The following is a 15722-nucleotide window of genomic DNA, read 5'->3' on the forward strand; positions in this document are numbered from 1 at the left end:
TTACGAGAATTGCACCCCGGCACCACCTTTCCCCGGCACCACTTCCTACTTGACGCTGTAGCCGCGCGCCTCGAGGCAGGCGCCTTCTGCGCGCCGATAGTCCGCGTTCTTGGAGGTGATCTCGGAATCATCGACATTGCCTGACGGACGCGTTGGATCGAAGCCGGTTTTCCCGACCGCCCAGGCATGGCATTCGTAACGATCGGTGGCCTGCTGTTCTTCGCTCTGGCCGTTCTTGGGATAAACGAAGATCTCGTCGCTGCCCTGGCTGGCGCTGTCGTCGACGCGCGGCTCGCCGCCGGGCGGTTGGCTCACCACGTATTCACGCCGCTCGGGCCGCCACTGGTAGTACGTGTCGTCGGCGTAGTAGTAAGGCATGCCGCCGAACCAGACGCGCGTGTAGTAGGGCGGCAGGAAACCGACACCGATTCCGATCGGCGGCGCGACCACCACGAAGCGCGGCCCATACGGGCGGTACCAGGCGCCGCGCGAATAGTAGTAAGGCGAGCCGCGGTAACGCACCGGGTAATAGCCGAGCGGCAACGCGGGCGCGACATAACCGCGCGACGGATAGCTGCGATTGTGGCGGTAGCGGTCGTCGATGCGCGATTCGACCCGCGCACCGATCTGCGATGAAACACGCGGCTGCGAACGCCGGTTGTCGTCGTTGCGATGACGATCGGGATTGCCGGCGGCGAACGCGGCGGATGCGCCCAGTGCCAGCAGGACGATCGCAATGCGGCTCAATTTTCCGTGCGCGTGCATGACTCGTTCACCTCGATTCATTTGACTGTGTACCCGCGGCCTTCGAGACAGGCCGATATCGCCCGTCGATAGTCGGCAGCCTGCCGCTCGAGCCGCGCGCGTTCCGCCTGCTGGTCCGCGCCGACACGCTGGTTGATCTGTTCGCGCTCGTTGCGGCGTGCCGCGTCGGACGACGCCCCGGCGATTGCACCCACGATGGCGCCGGCCACCGCGCCTTCACCCGTATCGCGCGGAGAGCCGATGGCGGCACCGATGACCGCCCCGGTCACCGCTCCCGCAACCGTCGACTGGCCCGGCGGCGGCATCGCCACCACCTGGATGCGCTGATGCGGCGCCAGGTGCGGCTCGCTCGGATTGTAGTGCGACTGCGCGACGGCCCAGTTGTGACATTCGTAACGGTCGCGATCGAGCCGCTTGTCGTCCTGCCCCTTCGACGGGTAGACGAACACCTCGGCGTCGGCCGGTACGGCCGTGCTCGCCACAGTGGGTTCTGCCGGGGGTGCCGCGGCCGGCTCAGCAATTGCGCAACCCGCGCTGAGGGCAGACGCCGCGCAGGCGGCCATGATCCATTTCACGTGCATACAGGTCTCCTCGAGACTTCAACGCCGCAACTCACCGCCGGTTGACACTAGAGACCAGAAATCCTGCCGCGAGTTCGCGCCCGGTTGCGGCTGCGCCCGAATACGTAGCCGCGCAGCAGCGAGACCATGAACAGCCAGTAGCCGACGCCGATGGTGATACGCGCCCAGCGCGGCACTTCCGGATCTGGCGATACGTATCCCTCGATGAAACCGCATACGAGCAGCAGCAACACCAGCGCGAACATCACGCGCACGCTTTCGGCGGCGGCCGCACGGAATGCCTCGCTGCGCGTGAGCGCGCCAGGGCGCACCAGCGCCTCGCCCATGTACGCGCCGGCGGCGCCGGCCAGGCAGATACACGACAACTCCACGCAGCCATGCGCGATCACGAAGTCGAACAGTCGTCCCGCGAGATCGTGCTGACCCGTGAAGGCGAACACCGCGCCCAGCGACAGGCCGTTCAGGCCGATGATGTAGAACGTGCCAAGACCGAACACCACGCCCGAACAGAACGCGAACAGCGCGACGATGATGTTGTTGGTCAGGATGTCGATCGACAGGACCGCGGACGGCGTGACATTGAGCAGGCCATCGGTCCACAGCTCGCCGCGTTCGACGGTGGCGATGAGACGCGGACTCGCGAACATCGCGATGAGGTCCGGGTAGGTGAAGATCAGCCACGCGCCCGTGACCGCGGATACCACGAACAGCAGCGCGACACCGAGCACGTGGATACGCATGCGCCCCATCGCCGCCGGGATCCGCTCGCGCATGAGCGAGTGCGCGGCCTGCCAGAAGCGGGTCGCGGGGCGGGTGATGACATCGTGCAGGTCCGCATACACCGCTTCGAGATATTCCGCGGAGCGCGCCCCGGATGGATCCTCCGCAAGCCGCGCGACGCCGAGCTCGCGTGCGGCGCGCCGGTAGTCTTCAACTACCGCCAGCGCATCCGGCACGTCGCTGCCGCGCCTTCGGCCCAACGCGGCGGCGCGCTCGCCGGCTTCGTTCCACCGGGCGTGTTTGTCAGGCGTGCCGCGCAACGCGTCGAGCTTTTTCAGAAACGGGGCGCGTTCCACCGCGAGCACCGTGCCGGCGGCGATATCGCCCAGCCGCAGATGACGGCGTCCGAACATCACGAACAGCAGGCCGACGATGTACAACACGGGTAGTGAGTCCACCAGGCGGAAGATATTGCGCGTGACCAGCGGGCCGAGCGTCGGCACGCGCCCTTCGACGGTGAGCACGCGGATGCCCGTGAGGCGCTTGCCCGGCGTGCGCCCCGCCATCAGCGGCTCGAGAATCAGGTGATAACAGAAGTAGATGATCGTGGCCGGCAGCACGCCGGCCAGTCTCCACAGAGTTTCATCGGCGGCGGGCACTTCGAAATCGAGATTGCCGAGGATCGCCCACGCGGCCAGCAGGAAATACGTCACCGCGAGCGCGAAGCGGATGATCCAGTCGAGGATGAAGGCGATGGTGCGTGCGCCGGGGCCCGCGAGCACGATGCGCGCATCGATGCCCGTCGCGCTGGGCACATCGATGGCCGGTGGCGCCGCGAGGCCGCCCGTTCCACGGGCGGCGGCCGGCACTGCCGGGGAGCTCACGCCGCGCCTCGCTGCTCTTCCTCCGCGAGCTGCTCCGCCTGGTGCTCGTGTTGCAGGGCGTCGAGCAGTTCGTCGATCCGGCCCTGCATGATGTCGGCGAGTTTGTAGAGCGTGAGGTTGATGCGGTGATCGGTCACGCGCCCCTGCGGGAAGTTGTACGTGCGGATGCGCTCGGAGCGGTCGCCGGTGCCGACCTGCAGCTTGCGATTCTGCGCGATCTCGCTGTCGCGCTTCTGCTGTTCGGCAGCTAACAACTTCGCCTTCATCAGGGCCATCGCGCGCGAGCGGTTCTTGTGCTGCGAACGTTCGTCCTGGCACTCGACCACGAGGCCGGAAGGCAGGTGCGTGATACGAATGGCGGAGTCGGTCTTGTTGACGTGCTGGCCGCCGGCGCCCGAGGCGCGAAACGTATCGACGCGCAGTTCGGCAGGATTCAGATCCGTGGCTTCGACTTCGTCGGGCTCGGGAAGAATGGCGACGGTGCAGGCCGAGGTGTGAATGCGGCCCTGCGCTTCGGTGGCCGGCACGCGTTGCACGCGGTGCACTCCGGATTCGAACTTGAAGCGTGCGAACGCGCCGTTGCCCGCGATGCGGCTGATGATCTCGCGATAACCGCCGTGTTCGCCCGGGCTTTCCGACAGCGTTTCCACCGTGAAACCGTGCGTCTCGGCGTAACGCGCGTACATGCGGAACAGGTCGCCGGCGAAGATCGCGGCCTCGTCGCCGCCGGTGCCGGCGCGCACTTCGAGATAGATGTTCTTATCGTCGCGCGGGTCGCGCGGAATCAGCAGGGCCTTGAGCGCCTCTTCGGAGTGCGCGAGATCGGGGTCGAGGCGCTTGATCTCCTCGCTGCCCATCTCGCGCATACCGGCATCGGAATCGTCCTGCATTTCGCGCGCCGATTTCAGCTCGCGCTCGAGCGCCTGGAATGCACCGAACTTCTCGGCGACCGGCGTCAGGCGGGCATATTCCACCGACAGATCGCGGAACTCGCGTTGTCGGCCGATGACAGCGGGGTCCGCCAGCATCCGGCCTATTTCTTCATAGCGGTCGACCATTTTTTCGAGCCGCAGTCGTATCGTGTCTTTCACGCGAACCATTGTAAGGGGCGAAGGTCCAGTTATAGTGCCCTCCATGCAACGAAACGCGTTTCTTCCGGCCGGTTTCCGCGCTCTTGCGCTAGCCCTGGCCGCGCTCATCCCCGTCAGCGCGGGTGCGCTGTCCACCACCAATTCCGATAACGCCGACCTGGTCCTCGCGGACATGGCGTTGTCGCGCGGCGATTGCCGCGGTGGTTCGGACCGTTATCTCAAGGCCGCGCTCGGCACCAGCGACGCGAAGATTTCGGAGCGCGCCAACAAGGTCGCGGCCGAATGCCAGCAGATCGGCGCGGCGGCACGCGCCGCGCGGCGCTGGCAGAAGCTCGATCCCGGCAATGCCGGCGCGGCGGCGGCTGTCGCGCTGGCGGCGACTCGTCTGTACGAAGTGCAGGAGGCGAGTGCGGCCATCCTGCGCACCCACGAACTCGGCGGCGACGAGGCGCTGGTCAAACTCATCGGCGAAGTCAGCGATTCGGGTGGGACGGCCATCGCGCTCGACACGCTGCGTCCGCTGCTCGAATCGAAAGAAGTCTCGGATCGCGTGCTCTCGTCCGGCATCGACCTCGCGCTCGAAGCGTTCGACTTCAAGACCGCGCACAAACTCGCGGATCGCATGTTGGACAACGAGCCCGCCTCGGGCGCCGCGCGTGCGCAGCTCGCGCGCGTGCTCACGGCCGAGGGGGATTCCGTCGGCGCCATCGCCATTTCTCAGGAAGCCGCGGCGCTCGAACCCGATACGGAGCGCTTCGCGTATGCGGATACCTTGCTGCGGCTCGACCGTCTCGACGAGGCGCGTCAGGAACTCGAAAGCATGCGCACGGATGCATCCGTGCGCGACGAGGCGGATCTGCGGCTCGGCAAGCTCGCGTACCAGGCGGGGGACATGACGGAAGCCGGCCGGCGCTTCGGTGGGCTGATCAGTTCGCAGGCTGCCGCACCCGAAGCCTTCTTCTATCTATCGTCCATCGCGGAACGCGAAGGCCGCACGGATCTGGCGCTCGAGGGTTACACCAAGCTCGCCGAAGCGGGCGCCGGGCTCATCGTGCGCGGCCGCGCCGCGCGCCTGCTCATGCAGCGCGACAATCGCGTGGCCGCCTTCCAGCTGCTCGATGAATTCGCCGCCAAGGAACGCTCCGAATCGCTCGACGTGGAATTCGCCAAGGCCGCGCTGCTCGACGACACCGGGCACATCACCGAGGCCATCGCGCTGCTGCAACTGGCGCTGGAACGTTTCCCCGATCATCCCGGCGTGCGTTACCAGATCGCGCTCACGCAGGAAAAAGCGGGCCTCACCAGGGATTCGGTGAAGAGCTTCGAGAGTCTGCTGCGCGAGCGCCCCGAAGATGCCAGCCTGCTCAACGCGCTCGGTTATTCGCTGGCGGATCGCAACCAGAAACTGCCGCGCGCCGAATCCATGATCCGCAAGGCGCTCAGCGTCTCGCCTGACAACCCGGCATTTCTCGACAGCCTGGGATGGGTGATGTTCCGGCGCGGCGATATCCCGGGCGCGCTGCCGCATCTCGAACGCGCGTATCGCATCTTTCCGGATGCGGAGATCGCCTCGCACTGGGGCGAATTGTTGTGGGTGAGCGGCAAACAAACCGAGGCGCGCGCGTTGTGGGCGCGGTCGCTGGCGCGGCAGCCGGATTCCAAGCCGCTGCGCGCGACCATCGAACGGCTCACGGGCACCAAGATGGAGTCGCCGGACAAGCCCAAGGCGGACGAGAAGGCGCCGGACCCGGACGAGACGCCGCAACCCGAGCTTTCCCCGGCTCCCACCGCCACGAGTAGTTAGGCACACGCCCGTGCTCCGCGCCGCCGCGCGAACCGCGTTGGCTGTCCTGGGCGTCGCCGCGTTGCTGGCGGGTTGCCGGACCGCGCCACCTCCCGCCGCGGTCATCGGGCCGGGTGCGGACGCTCCCTGGGCCGAGCAGCGCGCGGCGCTCGAAGATTTTGCCAGCTATCACCTCACCGGTCGCGTGGCGGTCGCGGCGAACGGGCAGGGCTTTTCGGCCGGCTTGAGATACACACAGCAACCGAAACGCTCCGATCTCGCGCTCGATGGGCCGCTCGGCATCGGCGGGTTGCGTGTCGAGCTCGAAGGCGATGACCTCCGGATCTTCACCAGCCGCGGCGAGCAACTCGACGGGGTCGCGGCGCGTACCGAACTGGAGCGGCGGCTCGGGTTTGTTTTGCCGCTGGCCGAGCTGCGCTGGTGGTTGTTAGGAGTGCCGATGCCTGGCACCGGCACCTCCAGCGTCATACAGGAGGCGGAGGGCGGCGAGATCCACGCGTTCGAGCAGAACGGCTGGCAGGTGCGCATCGAATCGCGCGCCCCGGGCCTCGGGTTTGCGTTGCCGAAGCGGCTCACCGCCGAGCGTGAGGGCGCGCGTATGAAACTCCTGGCCGAAACCTGGCGGCCGTGAGCGCCTCGTCCTGGCCGGCACCGGCCAAGCTCAACCTGATGCTGCATATCCTGGGCCGGCGCGCCGACGGGTATCACGAGCTGCAGACGGTGTTCCGGTTGATCGATCTGTGCGATCGCATCGAGATCGAAGTTCGCGACGACGGCGTCATCAACCGGCTGTCGGGTCCCGCCAGCGTCGCCGAAACTGACGATTTGACGGTGCGCGCAGCTCGGGCATTGCAGGCGGCGACGGGAACCCGGCTGGGCGCGCAAATTGCCATAAAGAAGAGCATTCCGATGGGTGGCGGGCTCGGGGGCGGCAGTTCAGATGCCGCGACGACGCTGATGGCGCTCAACCAAATGTGGCGTACAGGCCTCGATTCGGCGCAGATCGCGGCCATTGGCGCCACGTTGGGCGCCGATGTGCCGGTTTTCGTCTCTGGACGGTCCGCCTGGGCTGAGGGGATCGGCGAAAGGCTCACGCCGGTGCAATTGGGCGTCGATGCCTGGTACCTGGTCATCTTTCCGGGCGTGGCGGTTCCCACGGCCACGGTATTCCAGGCTGCTGAATTGACACGGAATTCACCCCCAACCACAATGCGCGGCTTTTTGGAAACGGGCGGGCGGAACGATTGCGAGGCAGTCGTGCGCGCGCGGTTTCCCGCGGTGGGTGAGGCGTTGGACTGGCTGGGCCGGCACGCGACGGCGCGATTGACGGGTACGGGTTCCTGCGTGTTCGCGGAATTTTCGCGCGCGGCGGACGCCGAACGCGTCGCGGCGCGAGTGCCCGACACGTGGCGCGCGTACGTGGCGCGCGGGCTCGACAGCTCTCCTTTGTTAGAAGAGCTGGGCCGCCGCTCGAAGAGTTAGGCCGTTGGGGTGTCGCCAAGTGGTAAGGCAGCGGGTTTTGATCCCGCCATTCGGAGGTTCGAATCCTTCCACCCCAGCCAAGATTTGATTCGGGACCTGAATATCGTGGAGGTTGAGCGGTGGATTCGGAGACGCTGACACTGTTCGCGGGCAATGCCAATCCGGCGCTGGCTCACGACATCGCGCGTCATCTGACGACGCCGCTCGGTCGCGTCTACGTCGGCAGGTTCTCCGACGGCGAAGTGAACATCGAGCTGATGGAAAACGTGCGCGGTCGCGATGTGTTCATCGTGCAGCCCACCTGTCCGCCGGCCAATGATCACCTGATGGAACTGCTGGTGATGGTCGATGCCTGCCGGCGTGCGTCGGCAGCGCGGATCACCGCGGTGGTGCCGTACTTCGGGTACTCGCGCCAGGATCGCCGGCCGCGCGCCACGCGCAGCGCGATCACCGCGAAGCTGGTGGCGAACATGATCCAGAGCGCGGGGGTGAATCGTCTGCTGACGATCGACCTGCACTCGGATCAGATCCAGGGATTTTTCGACATCCCGGTGGACAATGTGTACGCGTCGCCGGTGTTGTTAGGCGATGCGTACCGGCAGCGGTACGAGAACATGATCGTGGTGTCGCCGGATGTCGGCGGCGTGGTGCGCGCACGGGCGCTGGCGAAGCGGCTCGATGACGCGGACCTCGCGATCATCGACAAACGCCGGCCGCGGCCGAACGAGTCGAAGGTGATGAACATCATCGGCGATGTCGCGGGCAAGACCTGCGTGCTGGTCGATGACATGGTGGATACGGCGGGCACGCTGGCAGCGGGCGCGCAGGCTTTGAAGGACGAGGGCGCGGTGAAGGTGGTGGCGTACATCACGCACGCGATCCTCTCCGGCAATGCCATCGAGAAGATCACGAAGTCGGCGATCGACGAACTGGTGGTGACCGACACCATCCCGTTGTCGGCCGCGGCGAAACAATGTGGACGCATCCGGCAGATGTCGGTTGCGGGGTTGCTGGCCGAGACCATCCGTCGCATCCGCGACGAGGATTCGGTCAGTAGCTTGTATTTGGACTGAGTGGTGCCGGGGAGGAGTGGTGCCGGGGTGCAATTCTCGTAATTAAGCCGACATTCGCGCAGGTCGCGACGTTGGCTTAATTACGAGAATTGCACCCCGGCACCACTCCTCCCCGGCACCACTATCTTAGGTGGCGGCACTGGTCGCGGTGTCCGCCGGTTGTTAGATGTAACTGGAGTTTTACAAATGCGTATTTCATTCGAACTCGCCGCCGAGTTCCGCGATGGCCAGGGCAAAGGTGCGAGCCGCCGCCTGCGTCACGAGGGACGAGTGCCGGCAATCCTGTACGGGGGCCATCAGGAACCCCGTGCCATCACTCTCAATCACCAGAAGCTGATGACGCTGGTGGACAACGAGAAGTTCTACTCTTCGATCATCAACCTGAGGGTGGGCGACAAGACGCAGGCTGCGATCGTCAAGGATCTGCAGATGCATCCGGCGCGCAACGCCATTCAGCACCTCGACATGCAGCGCGTCGTGGAGACGGAGAAGATCCGCATCCACATCCCGATTCACTTCAAGGGTGAAGCCGCTTCCCCGGGCGTGAAGTCGCAGGGCGGCGTGGTCTCGCACCGCGTTGCCGACGTCGAGATCTCCTGCCTGCCGAAGGATCTGCCCGAGTTCATCGAGCTCGATCTTTCGAAGATGGAGATGAACCAGTCGAAACATCTGTCCGATCTGCCGCTGCCGGAAGGCGTGAGCATCCCGTCGATCTCCAAGGGAGACGCCGTGGTCGTCACGATCCATCCGCCGCGTGCGGAAGAGCCGGAGCCGACCGCCGAAGCCGCTGCCGCGACGCCTGCCGAAGGCGCCGCCGCTGCTCCGGCCGAAGGTGCGGCTGCCGCCGGTGCGAAGGCGGGCGATGCCAAGGCGGCTCCCGCTGCCGCTGCCCCCGCGAAGAAGGAAGGCGGAAAGAAGTAAGCTGTTTGGGACGGGGCGGGCGCAGGTCCGCCCCCTCCTTACTAACTACTTCGTCGATATTGGCAGCGGCGCGCACTTCAAACGGCGCGCCGCTGCCGCTTCTACGACGACAAATCGATGGCCGGCAACGTTCTCAAACTCATCGTCGGGCTGGGCAATCCCGGGTCCGAGTACGCGCGCACGCGGCACAATGCCGGCTTCTGGCTGGTGGATGAGCTGGCGCGCCGTCACGGCGGCACCTTCCGCAGCGAAGGCAAACACCAGGCCGAATTGGCGCGCGTGCGCATCGGCGGCGAGGAAGTCTGGCTGGCCAAACCCATGAGCTTCATGAACCGCAGCGGCGGACCGGTCTCGAGCATTCTCGGTTTCTACAAGATCGCGCCCACGCAGATGCTGGTGGCGCACGATGAAATCGATCTGCCGAGCGGCACGGTGCGGTTGAAGGAAAGTGGCGGCCACGGCGGCCACAACGGACTGCGCGACATCATCGCCGCGCAGGGAGATGTTTTCTGGCGCTTGCGCATCGGCGTGAGCCATCCCGGCGCCAAGGACGACGTCGTGGATTTCGTGCTGACGCGCGCCGGCGCGGACGAACAGCGCGCGATCGACGAAACGATCGTGGCCGGGGCGGACGCGATAGAGGAGATGCTGCGCTCGGGCGCGCAGATCGCCATGAACAAACTACATATGCGTGCGGTCCCGAAGCCCGCCGCCAGCTGACGAACACGGAGAATTGAATGGGCATCAAGTGCGGCATCGTCGGGCTTCCCAACGTCGGCAAGTCCACGCTGTTCAACGCGCTGACACGCGCGCAGATCGCGGCGGAGAACTATCCGTTCTGCACGATCGATCCGAACGTCGGCATCGTGCCGGTGCCGGACCTGCGGCTCGACGCGTTGTCGAAGATCGTGGAGCCCGAGAAGGTCGTGCCGACCACGGTGGAGTTCGTCGACATCGCGGGCCTGGTCGCCGGCGCGTCGCAGGGCGAAGGCCTGGGCAACAAGTTCCTCTCGCACATCCGCGAGACGGACGCGATCGCGCACGTCGTGCGCTGCTTCGAGGATGCGGACATCGTGCACGTGTCGGGCCGCGTCAATCCGCTCTCCGACATCGACATCATCGACACCGAACTCGCGCTGACGGATCTTCAGTCCGTGGAGAAGGCCGTGGACCGGAACACCAAGGCGGCCAAGGGCGGCGACAAGGATGCCGCGCGCAAGAAGGAACTGTTCGAGCGCATGCAGAAACACCTCGACGACGGCAAGCCGGTGCGTTCGATGGGCCTGACGAAAGAAGAGAAAGCCGACAGCCAGGAGCTGCACCTGCTGACCGCGAAGCCGGTCATGTACGTGGCGAACGTGAAGGAAGACGGGTTCACCGGTAACCCCCATCTCGATACGGTGACCGCGCGCGCCAAGGCGGAAGGCGCGGTGGTGGTGGCCGTCTGCGCCGCCATCGAAGCCGAGATATCGCAGCTCGAGGAAGCCGATCGCGCGGATTTCCTCAAGGACCTCGGGCTCACGGAGCCGGGATTGAATCGCGTGATCCGCGCCGGCTACGACTTGTTAGGCCTGCAGACCTATTTCACCGCCGGCGTGAAAGAGGTCCGTGCCTGGACCGTGCGCGGTGGCTCGACCGCGCCGCAGGCCGCGGGCGTCATCCACACGGATTTCGAGCGCGGCTTCATCCGTGCCGAAGTGATCGCGTACGACGACTTCATCAAATACAAAGGCGAGGCGGGCGCAAAGGATGCCGGCAAGCTGCGCCTCGAGGGCAAGGAATACCTCGTCAAGGAAGGCGACGTCATGCACTTCCGCTTTAACGTGTAGTTGGGGCAGGCCACCCGGCTCCTTCGAACAGGCTGGGAAACGGAGCGCGGCTCAGCGCGGGATCGCCGCGATCGCTTTGCCGAGAGCCTCGCAGTTGTCCAGCCTTCCGTAGCTGCACTGGGCCAGGTTGTCGGCGCCGTTGGCGATGCCGCCCACGGGGATGCCCACGTCGGCGGCCTGATGACCGAGTGCAATGCAGGCATCCATGTCGCCCGCGTAGCAATCCTGCGCGTTCTTCGCGGCCTGATTGATCGCCACCACGGGCACGCCCGCGGCCATTGCCGCTTTTTCCCCGAGACGCACGCAGGCCCCGTAGTCCTTCTCGAAACATTGCTTCGTCAGCAAGGCCACTTCGCCCGCGGTTTCCCCGGGAATCTCCACGCCGGCGGCCCGCGCCCCGGCAGCGCCTAACTTGGCACACGACACCACATCGCCATTCACGCAACCCGACGCGTCGGTGGCCAGATCCACCGCATCCCTGATTTCGGGCGGCAGCTCGATCGCGCGGGCGGCGAGGTCGACGGCGAGCGCCGCACAGGCGAATGCCACGCCATCGAGGCAGGCGTAGGCCTGCGCGATTTCGGGCGAGTAGACGATCGTCGCGACGGCCGCTTCTCCGAGCCCTTGCCCGATGCCCGTCCAGATGTGCACGAACTGATCGACCACGTTGTTGCGATCATTCTTCGCCGTGCACTGGAAGAAGCGATGCGATTCGGATTGCGGCGGGTAACCGACCGAGACGTACGCCCTCCGGTCCTCGCAGTGCTGCCAGATGCCCATGAAATGGACGCATTCGTCGACCTGGCTCTCGATGCCCTGATTGCCGTTGCTCCAGCTGCGAAACGCGTTGGAGCAGGCGGCGGCATGTGCGCCGTAGATAGGGCCAAAATTGGCGGTCGTGATCGTGGCGCCAGTGTGGCTGTGATCGTCGATCACGGCGCGCATCACCTGGGAGTCGTCGAGCGTGAATATCTCGCGCCGGGCATTGTCCGGCGCCGGCCGAACTACTCCCGCGAGTGCCGCGCCCAGCGGCCACGATCCCGACGTTCCGGGCTCCGTGATCTCGTAGGAGAACGCGCCCGGGCCCGGCTTCCATGCGCCGTTGTTGATTTTCCAGGCCATGATGAGCCGATCGCGGACCCCGACCGTGACGACTTCGAGCCGCGCGGCCTGCGGATCCCACAACGCCAGGATATCCGTGCCTTGCTTCGCGATCGCAGGTCCGCCGATGACCACGGGACCATTCCAGCGTCCGTTGTGCGCCTTCCAGGCGACGTTGATCGCGCCCACGCGGTTCACCGCGAAGACTTCCAGCTGCTCGTTGAGCGGCTGCCAGATCGCCGCGACCTTCGCGTGCGGATACGCAAAGCCCGCGGGGGAGAGGTTGAACGGTGGCGCCCAGCGGCCGTTGTGCTGTTTCCACACGCCGCGCAACGCGCCGGTGGTGTCGACCCAGAACACTTCGAGCTGCTCGTTGAGCGGCTGCCAGACGGCGGCGAGTGGCGCACCGGCCGGTGCGATTCCGGGTGGCGACAGCGCGACCGGCCCCTGCCAACGTCCGTTCTGCGCCTTCCATGTGAGCTTGACCGTGCCGCTGGCATCGATCGCGAATACCTCGAGCTGGTTGTTCAGCGGCTGGAACACCGCGGCGACATGCGCGCCGGGCGGCGCGAAGTTGGGCGGCGTGATGTAGCTAGGCGCAGCCCAGCGGCCGTTGTGTGCCTTGTAAGTGACCGTCAATGCGCCGTTCATCGCGACCGTGAATACTTCGAGCTGTTCGTTCAGCGGCTGCCAGATCGCAGCCAGGGGCGCGCCGGCCGGCGCGAGTCCCGGAGCGGACAGGGCGAATGCGGCTTCCCAGTAGCCGTTGTGCTGTTTCCAAACGTCCTTGAGCCTGCCCTGGGGATCGATGCCGAAAACTTCGACTTGCTCGTTGATGGGCTGGTAAACCGCCGCGAGCGCCGGTGCGGTCGGCAACCGGAAGCGCGGGCGATCGACGGGAATGCGATCGCGCGCGGGCGTCACGCGGGGGATGGGAGTCACCTCGCGCACCGTGTCGCTCGGTTGCAGACGCTTGCCGGGCGGCGTAGCGCTGGTCGCAGGCGGCAGGGCGGGCGTGGCCTGCGCGGGCTGAACCACGGTCGTCGTCGTGCGGGCGCGCACAGTCGGAGATTGAGACCAGCCCATGGTGCTGAAGGTGATCAGGCCGACGAAAACACGCGCTACGAGACTCTTCATGATCGCTTCCCTGATCGAGGACGTGGCCCCATAACAAGGAATACGCAGCCGACCGCACGGATTGGACATCCGCGGCGAAGATTCAAACCTTGTTGGCGACGCGCCGGACCTGAGCGCGCCGCTGGGCAGTCGATTTGCCGCCCGACTAGCGTTTCTTCTGCTTCGACACTTTGAGCAGGTGTTCCGCTTCGTAGTCCGCGAGCGGCACGTTCAAGCTCTTTTTCTGCGGCACGAGCATCGGCATCGACATCGTGTCGCTCTCGCCAATCCGCAGCAGCTTCGCCATCTCCGGTGCTTCGACCGGCCGCGCGATGTAGAAGCCCTGCGCCAGCGTGCAGCCATGCGTGGCGAGAAACTCCAGCTGCTCCTTCGTTTCGACGCCTTCGGCGACAATCTTGAGGCCTAACTGCCGGCCCATCGCGATGATGGCCGCGCAGATGGCCGCGTCGTTCGAGTCGCGGCCCAGGTCCGCCACGAACGAGCGGTCGATCTTGAGCGCTTCGATCGGGAAGTGTTTCAGATAGGCGAGCGAAGAATAACCCGTGCCGAAATCGTCGATTGCGACGTGCACGCCAAGCTCTCGCACCGCACGCACGGCCAGCGCCGCGGCGGTCTCGTCCACCATCAACAGACTTTCGGTGATTTCGAGCTCGAGGCACGCGCCCGGCAGTCCCGCTTCATCCAGGTGCGCGAACACCCAGTCCGGGAATCCCGGCGCTTCGAACTGCGCGCCCGACACGTTCACGGCCACACGCAGATCGCGGCAACCGGCTTTCCACCATTCCGCGATCTGTTTCAGCGCCTGGCGCATCACGAGATCCGACAGCGGAACGATCAGGCCCGATTCCTCTGCGATCGGAATGAATTCATCCGGCGGCACGATGCCGCGGGTCGGATGGCGCCAGCGCACCAGCGCTTCCACGCTCGCAATGCGTCCCGTCGCGACTTCGATCTGCGGTTGATAGACGAGGAACAGCTCGTTCGCCTCGAGCGCATGGCGCAGCTCCGTCTCGAGCTCCAGCCGCGCGACCGAGCGTGCGCGCATGTGTTCGCTGTAGATGACGCCGCGATTGCCACCCGAAGTCTTGGCTTCGTGCAGCGCGAGCCCGGCGGTACGCAGTAGTTCGTCCGCAAAGCTGCCGTGATCGGGGAAGATGGCGATGCCGATCGTGCACGTGACGAAGAAATCGCGATGCCGGATCAGGAACGGCGATGCAAACGCCGCCGTGATGTTGGTAATGACGTTCTGCACGTCGGCATCGGACTGCAGGTGACGGATCGCCACCGCGAACTCGTCGCCCGCGAGACGCGCGAGCGGCATGGTCACCGCGCCATCCTGTTCTAGCTTGAGGAAGGTGCCGAGGCGCGAGGCGACGGCCTGCAACAACGCGTCGCCGGCGCCGTGGCCGATGCTGTCATTGATGCGCTTGAACTGGTCGAGGTTCACCCGGACCACCGCGAAACGTTCGCCGGTCGTGGCAGCCTCGCGGCGCGCTTCTTCCAGCAGCTGCAGCAAGTACTGCCGATTGGGCAGCTGCGTGAGTGGATCGAAGAACGCCAGCTCGCGGATGCGATTGGCGGCGCGGTGACGCTCGGTCACGTCGCGCAACACCAGCAGCAGGCGGCCGCGATCGTAGGGCACGATGCGGGTTTCGAAGCGCCGTTCGATGCCCTCGCGCAGGCACTCGAATTCGACCTCGGTGCGCTCGTTGCGCACGCGGCAATCGTCGAGCGCGTGGGCAATGGCGCGCGCCGCGTCGCCGGTCACGAGCTCCGTAACCTTCTGATCGGCCCGCATGCCGCCGGCCAGGAAGGGATGGTTGTCGGTCGCGCCGAGCCGGTCGACGATACGTCCCTGGAGATCGACCACCAGCAGCAGGTCGGGCAGGGCATCCAGCATCGCGCGCTGCCGGCCTTCGCTCTCTTCGAGCTCCTGCACCAGGCGGCCGCCGCGCACCAGGTACTGCACCCGGTGGCCTAACAAGTTCCAGTTGATGGGCTTGGCGAGGAAGTCTGTCGCGCCCACATGATAAGCCTGGTTGATCGAGGCCACGTCGTCGCGGCCCGTGACCATCATGATGGGCAGGTGGGCGCCACCTTCGCGCGAGCGGATGGCCTTGCAGGCGTCGTAGCCGTTCATCGACGGCATTTCGACGTCCATGAGCACGGCGTTGCATTCGCCCGTTTCCACGGCGGCCACCGCCGCCATGCCGTCGGCCGCTTCCGAAACCACGAAGCCGCTGCGCTCGAGCGCGCGGCGCATCAACAGGCGCGAGCCCCCATCGTCGTCGACGATGAGGACGTGGATAGGTATGCCCCCCGTCGGCTGCATGG

General features: G+C 65.9%; 13 protein-coding genes and 1 tRNA gene. 8 read left to right on the forward strand and 6 right to left on the reverse strand.

Annotation, left to right across the window (positions count from 1 at the left end):
* Positions 1 to 45 precede the first annotated feature (45 nt).
* The 4 genes from WDO72_15935 to prfA form a co-directional block, all read right to left on the reverse strand.
* Positions 46 to 765: a DUF6515 family protein gene (locus WDO72_15935; GenBank protein MEJ0087166.1), complete on the reverse strand. Its 720-nt coding sequence runs from the start codon at positions 763 to 765 to the stop codon at positions 46 to 48.
* A gap of 17 nt (positions 766 to 782) precedes the next feature.
* Entirely contained in the window at positions 783 to 1247 is a 465-nt protein-coding gene (locus WDO72_15940; GenBank protein MEJ0087167.1) for a glycine zipper 2TM domain-containing protein, read from the reverse strand.
* Positions 1248 to 1393: 146 nt separating this feature from the next.
* Entirely contained in the window at positions 1394 to 2950 is a 1557-nt protein-coding gene (locus WDO72_15945; GenBank protein MEJ0087168.1) for a stage II sporulation protein M, read from the reverse strand.
* The gene (prfA, locus tag WDO72_15950; GenBank protein MEJ0087169.1) at positions 2947 to 4041 is read right to left on the reverse strand and encodes a peptide chain release factor 1; all 1095 of its coding nucleotides are present in this window, start codon (positions 4039 to 4041) and stop codon (positions 2947 to 2949) included. The genes WDO72_15945 and prfA overlap by 4 nt, the downstream gene beginning before the upstream one ends.
* Positions 4042 to 4084: 43 nt before the next feature.
* Here prfA and WDO72_15955 point away from each other — a divergent pair, with 43 nt between their 5' ends.
* The 8 genes from WDO72_15955 (at position 4085) to ychF (ending at position 11150) form a co-directional block, all read left to right on the forward strand.
* Entirely contained in the window at positions 4085 to 5845 is a 1761-nt protein-coding gene (locus WDO72_15955; GenBank protein ID MEJ0087170.1) for a tetratricopeptide repeat protein, read from the forward strand.
* Positions 5846 to 5855: 10 nt separating this feature from the next.
* Complete coding sequence (gene lolB / locus WDO72_15960; GenBank protein MEJ0087171.1) at positions 5856 to 6476, forward strand: lipoprotein insertase outer membrane protein LolB; 621 nt, start codon at positions 5856 to 5858, stop codon at positions 6474 to 6476.
* On the forward strand, positions 6473 to 7327 hold the full coding sequence (ispE, locus tag WDO72_15965; GenBank protein MEJ0087172.1) for a 4-(cytidine 5'-diphospho)-2-C-methyl-D-erythritol kinase: 855 nt from the start codon (positions 6473 to 6475) through the stop codon (positions 7325 to 7327). The genes lolB and ispE overlap by 4 nt, the downstream gene beginning before the upstream one ends.
* A gap of 5 nt (positions 7328 to 7332) precedes the next feature.
* Positions 7333 to 7407 (forward strand) — tRNA-Gln (locus WDO72_15970).
* Positions 7408 to 7446: 39 nt separating this feature from the next.
* Positions 7447 to 8400 carry a ribose-phosphate pyrophosphokinase gene (locus WDO72_15975; protein MEJ0087173.1) on the forward strand — a complete coding sequence of 318 codons (954 nt, stop codon included), beginning with the start codon at positions 7447 to 7449 and terminating at the stop codon, positions 8398 to 8400.
* Positions 8401 to 8586: 186 nt separating this feature from the next.
* Positions 8587 to 9321, forward strand: coding sequence for a 50S ribosomal protein L25/general stress protein Ctc (locus WDO72_15980; GenBank protein MEJ0087174.1), 735 nt, complete (start codon positions 8587 to 8589; stop codon positions 9319 to 9321).
* Positions 9322 to 9438: 117 nt separating this feature from the next.
* Complete coding sequence (gene pth / locus WDO72_15985; GenBank protein MEJ0087175.1) at positions 9439 to 10041, forward strand: aminoacyl-tRNA hydrolase; 603 nt, start codon at positions 9439 to 9441, stop codon at positions 10039 to 10041.
* Positions 10042 to 10058: 17 nt separating this feature from the next.
* The gene (ychF, locus tag WDO72_15990) at positions 10059 to 11150 is read left to right on the forward strand and encodes a redox-regulated ATPase YchF (protein MEJ0087176.1); all 1092 of its coding nucleotides are present in this window, start codon (positions 10059 to 10061) and stop codon (positions 11148 to 11150) included.
* A gap of 51 nt (positions 11151 to 11201) precedes the next feature.
* Here the strand turns inward: ychF and WDO72_15995 are convergent, their stop codons facing one another.
* Positions 11202 to 13388 carry a hypothetical protein gene (locus WDO72_15995; protein ID MEJ0087177.1) on the reverse strand — a complete coding sequence of 729 codons (2187 nt, stop codon included), beginning with the start codon at positions 13386 to 13388 and terminating at the stop codon, positions 11202 to 11204.
* Between the two features lie 145 nt (positions 13389 to 13533).
* Positions 13534 to 15720, reverse strand: a complete 2187-nt coding sequence (locus WDO72_16000; protein MEJ0087178.1) for an EAL domain-containing protein — start codon at positions 15718 to 15720, stop codon at positions 13534 to 13536.
* Between the last annotated feature and the right edge of the window lie 2 nt (positions 15721 to 15722).

This window comes from Pseudomonadota bacterium, from assembly GCA_037200975.1.
Lineage (GTDB): Bacteria > Pseudomonadota > Gammaproteobacteria > Steroidobacterales > Steroidobacteraceae > CADEED01.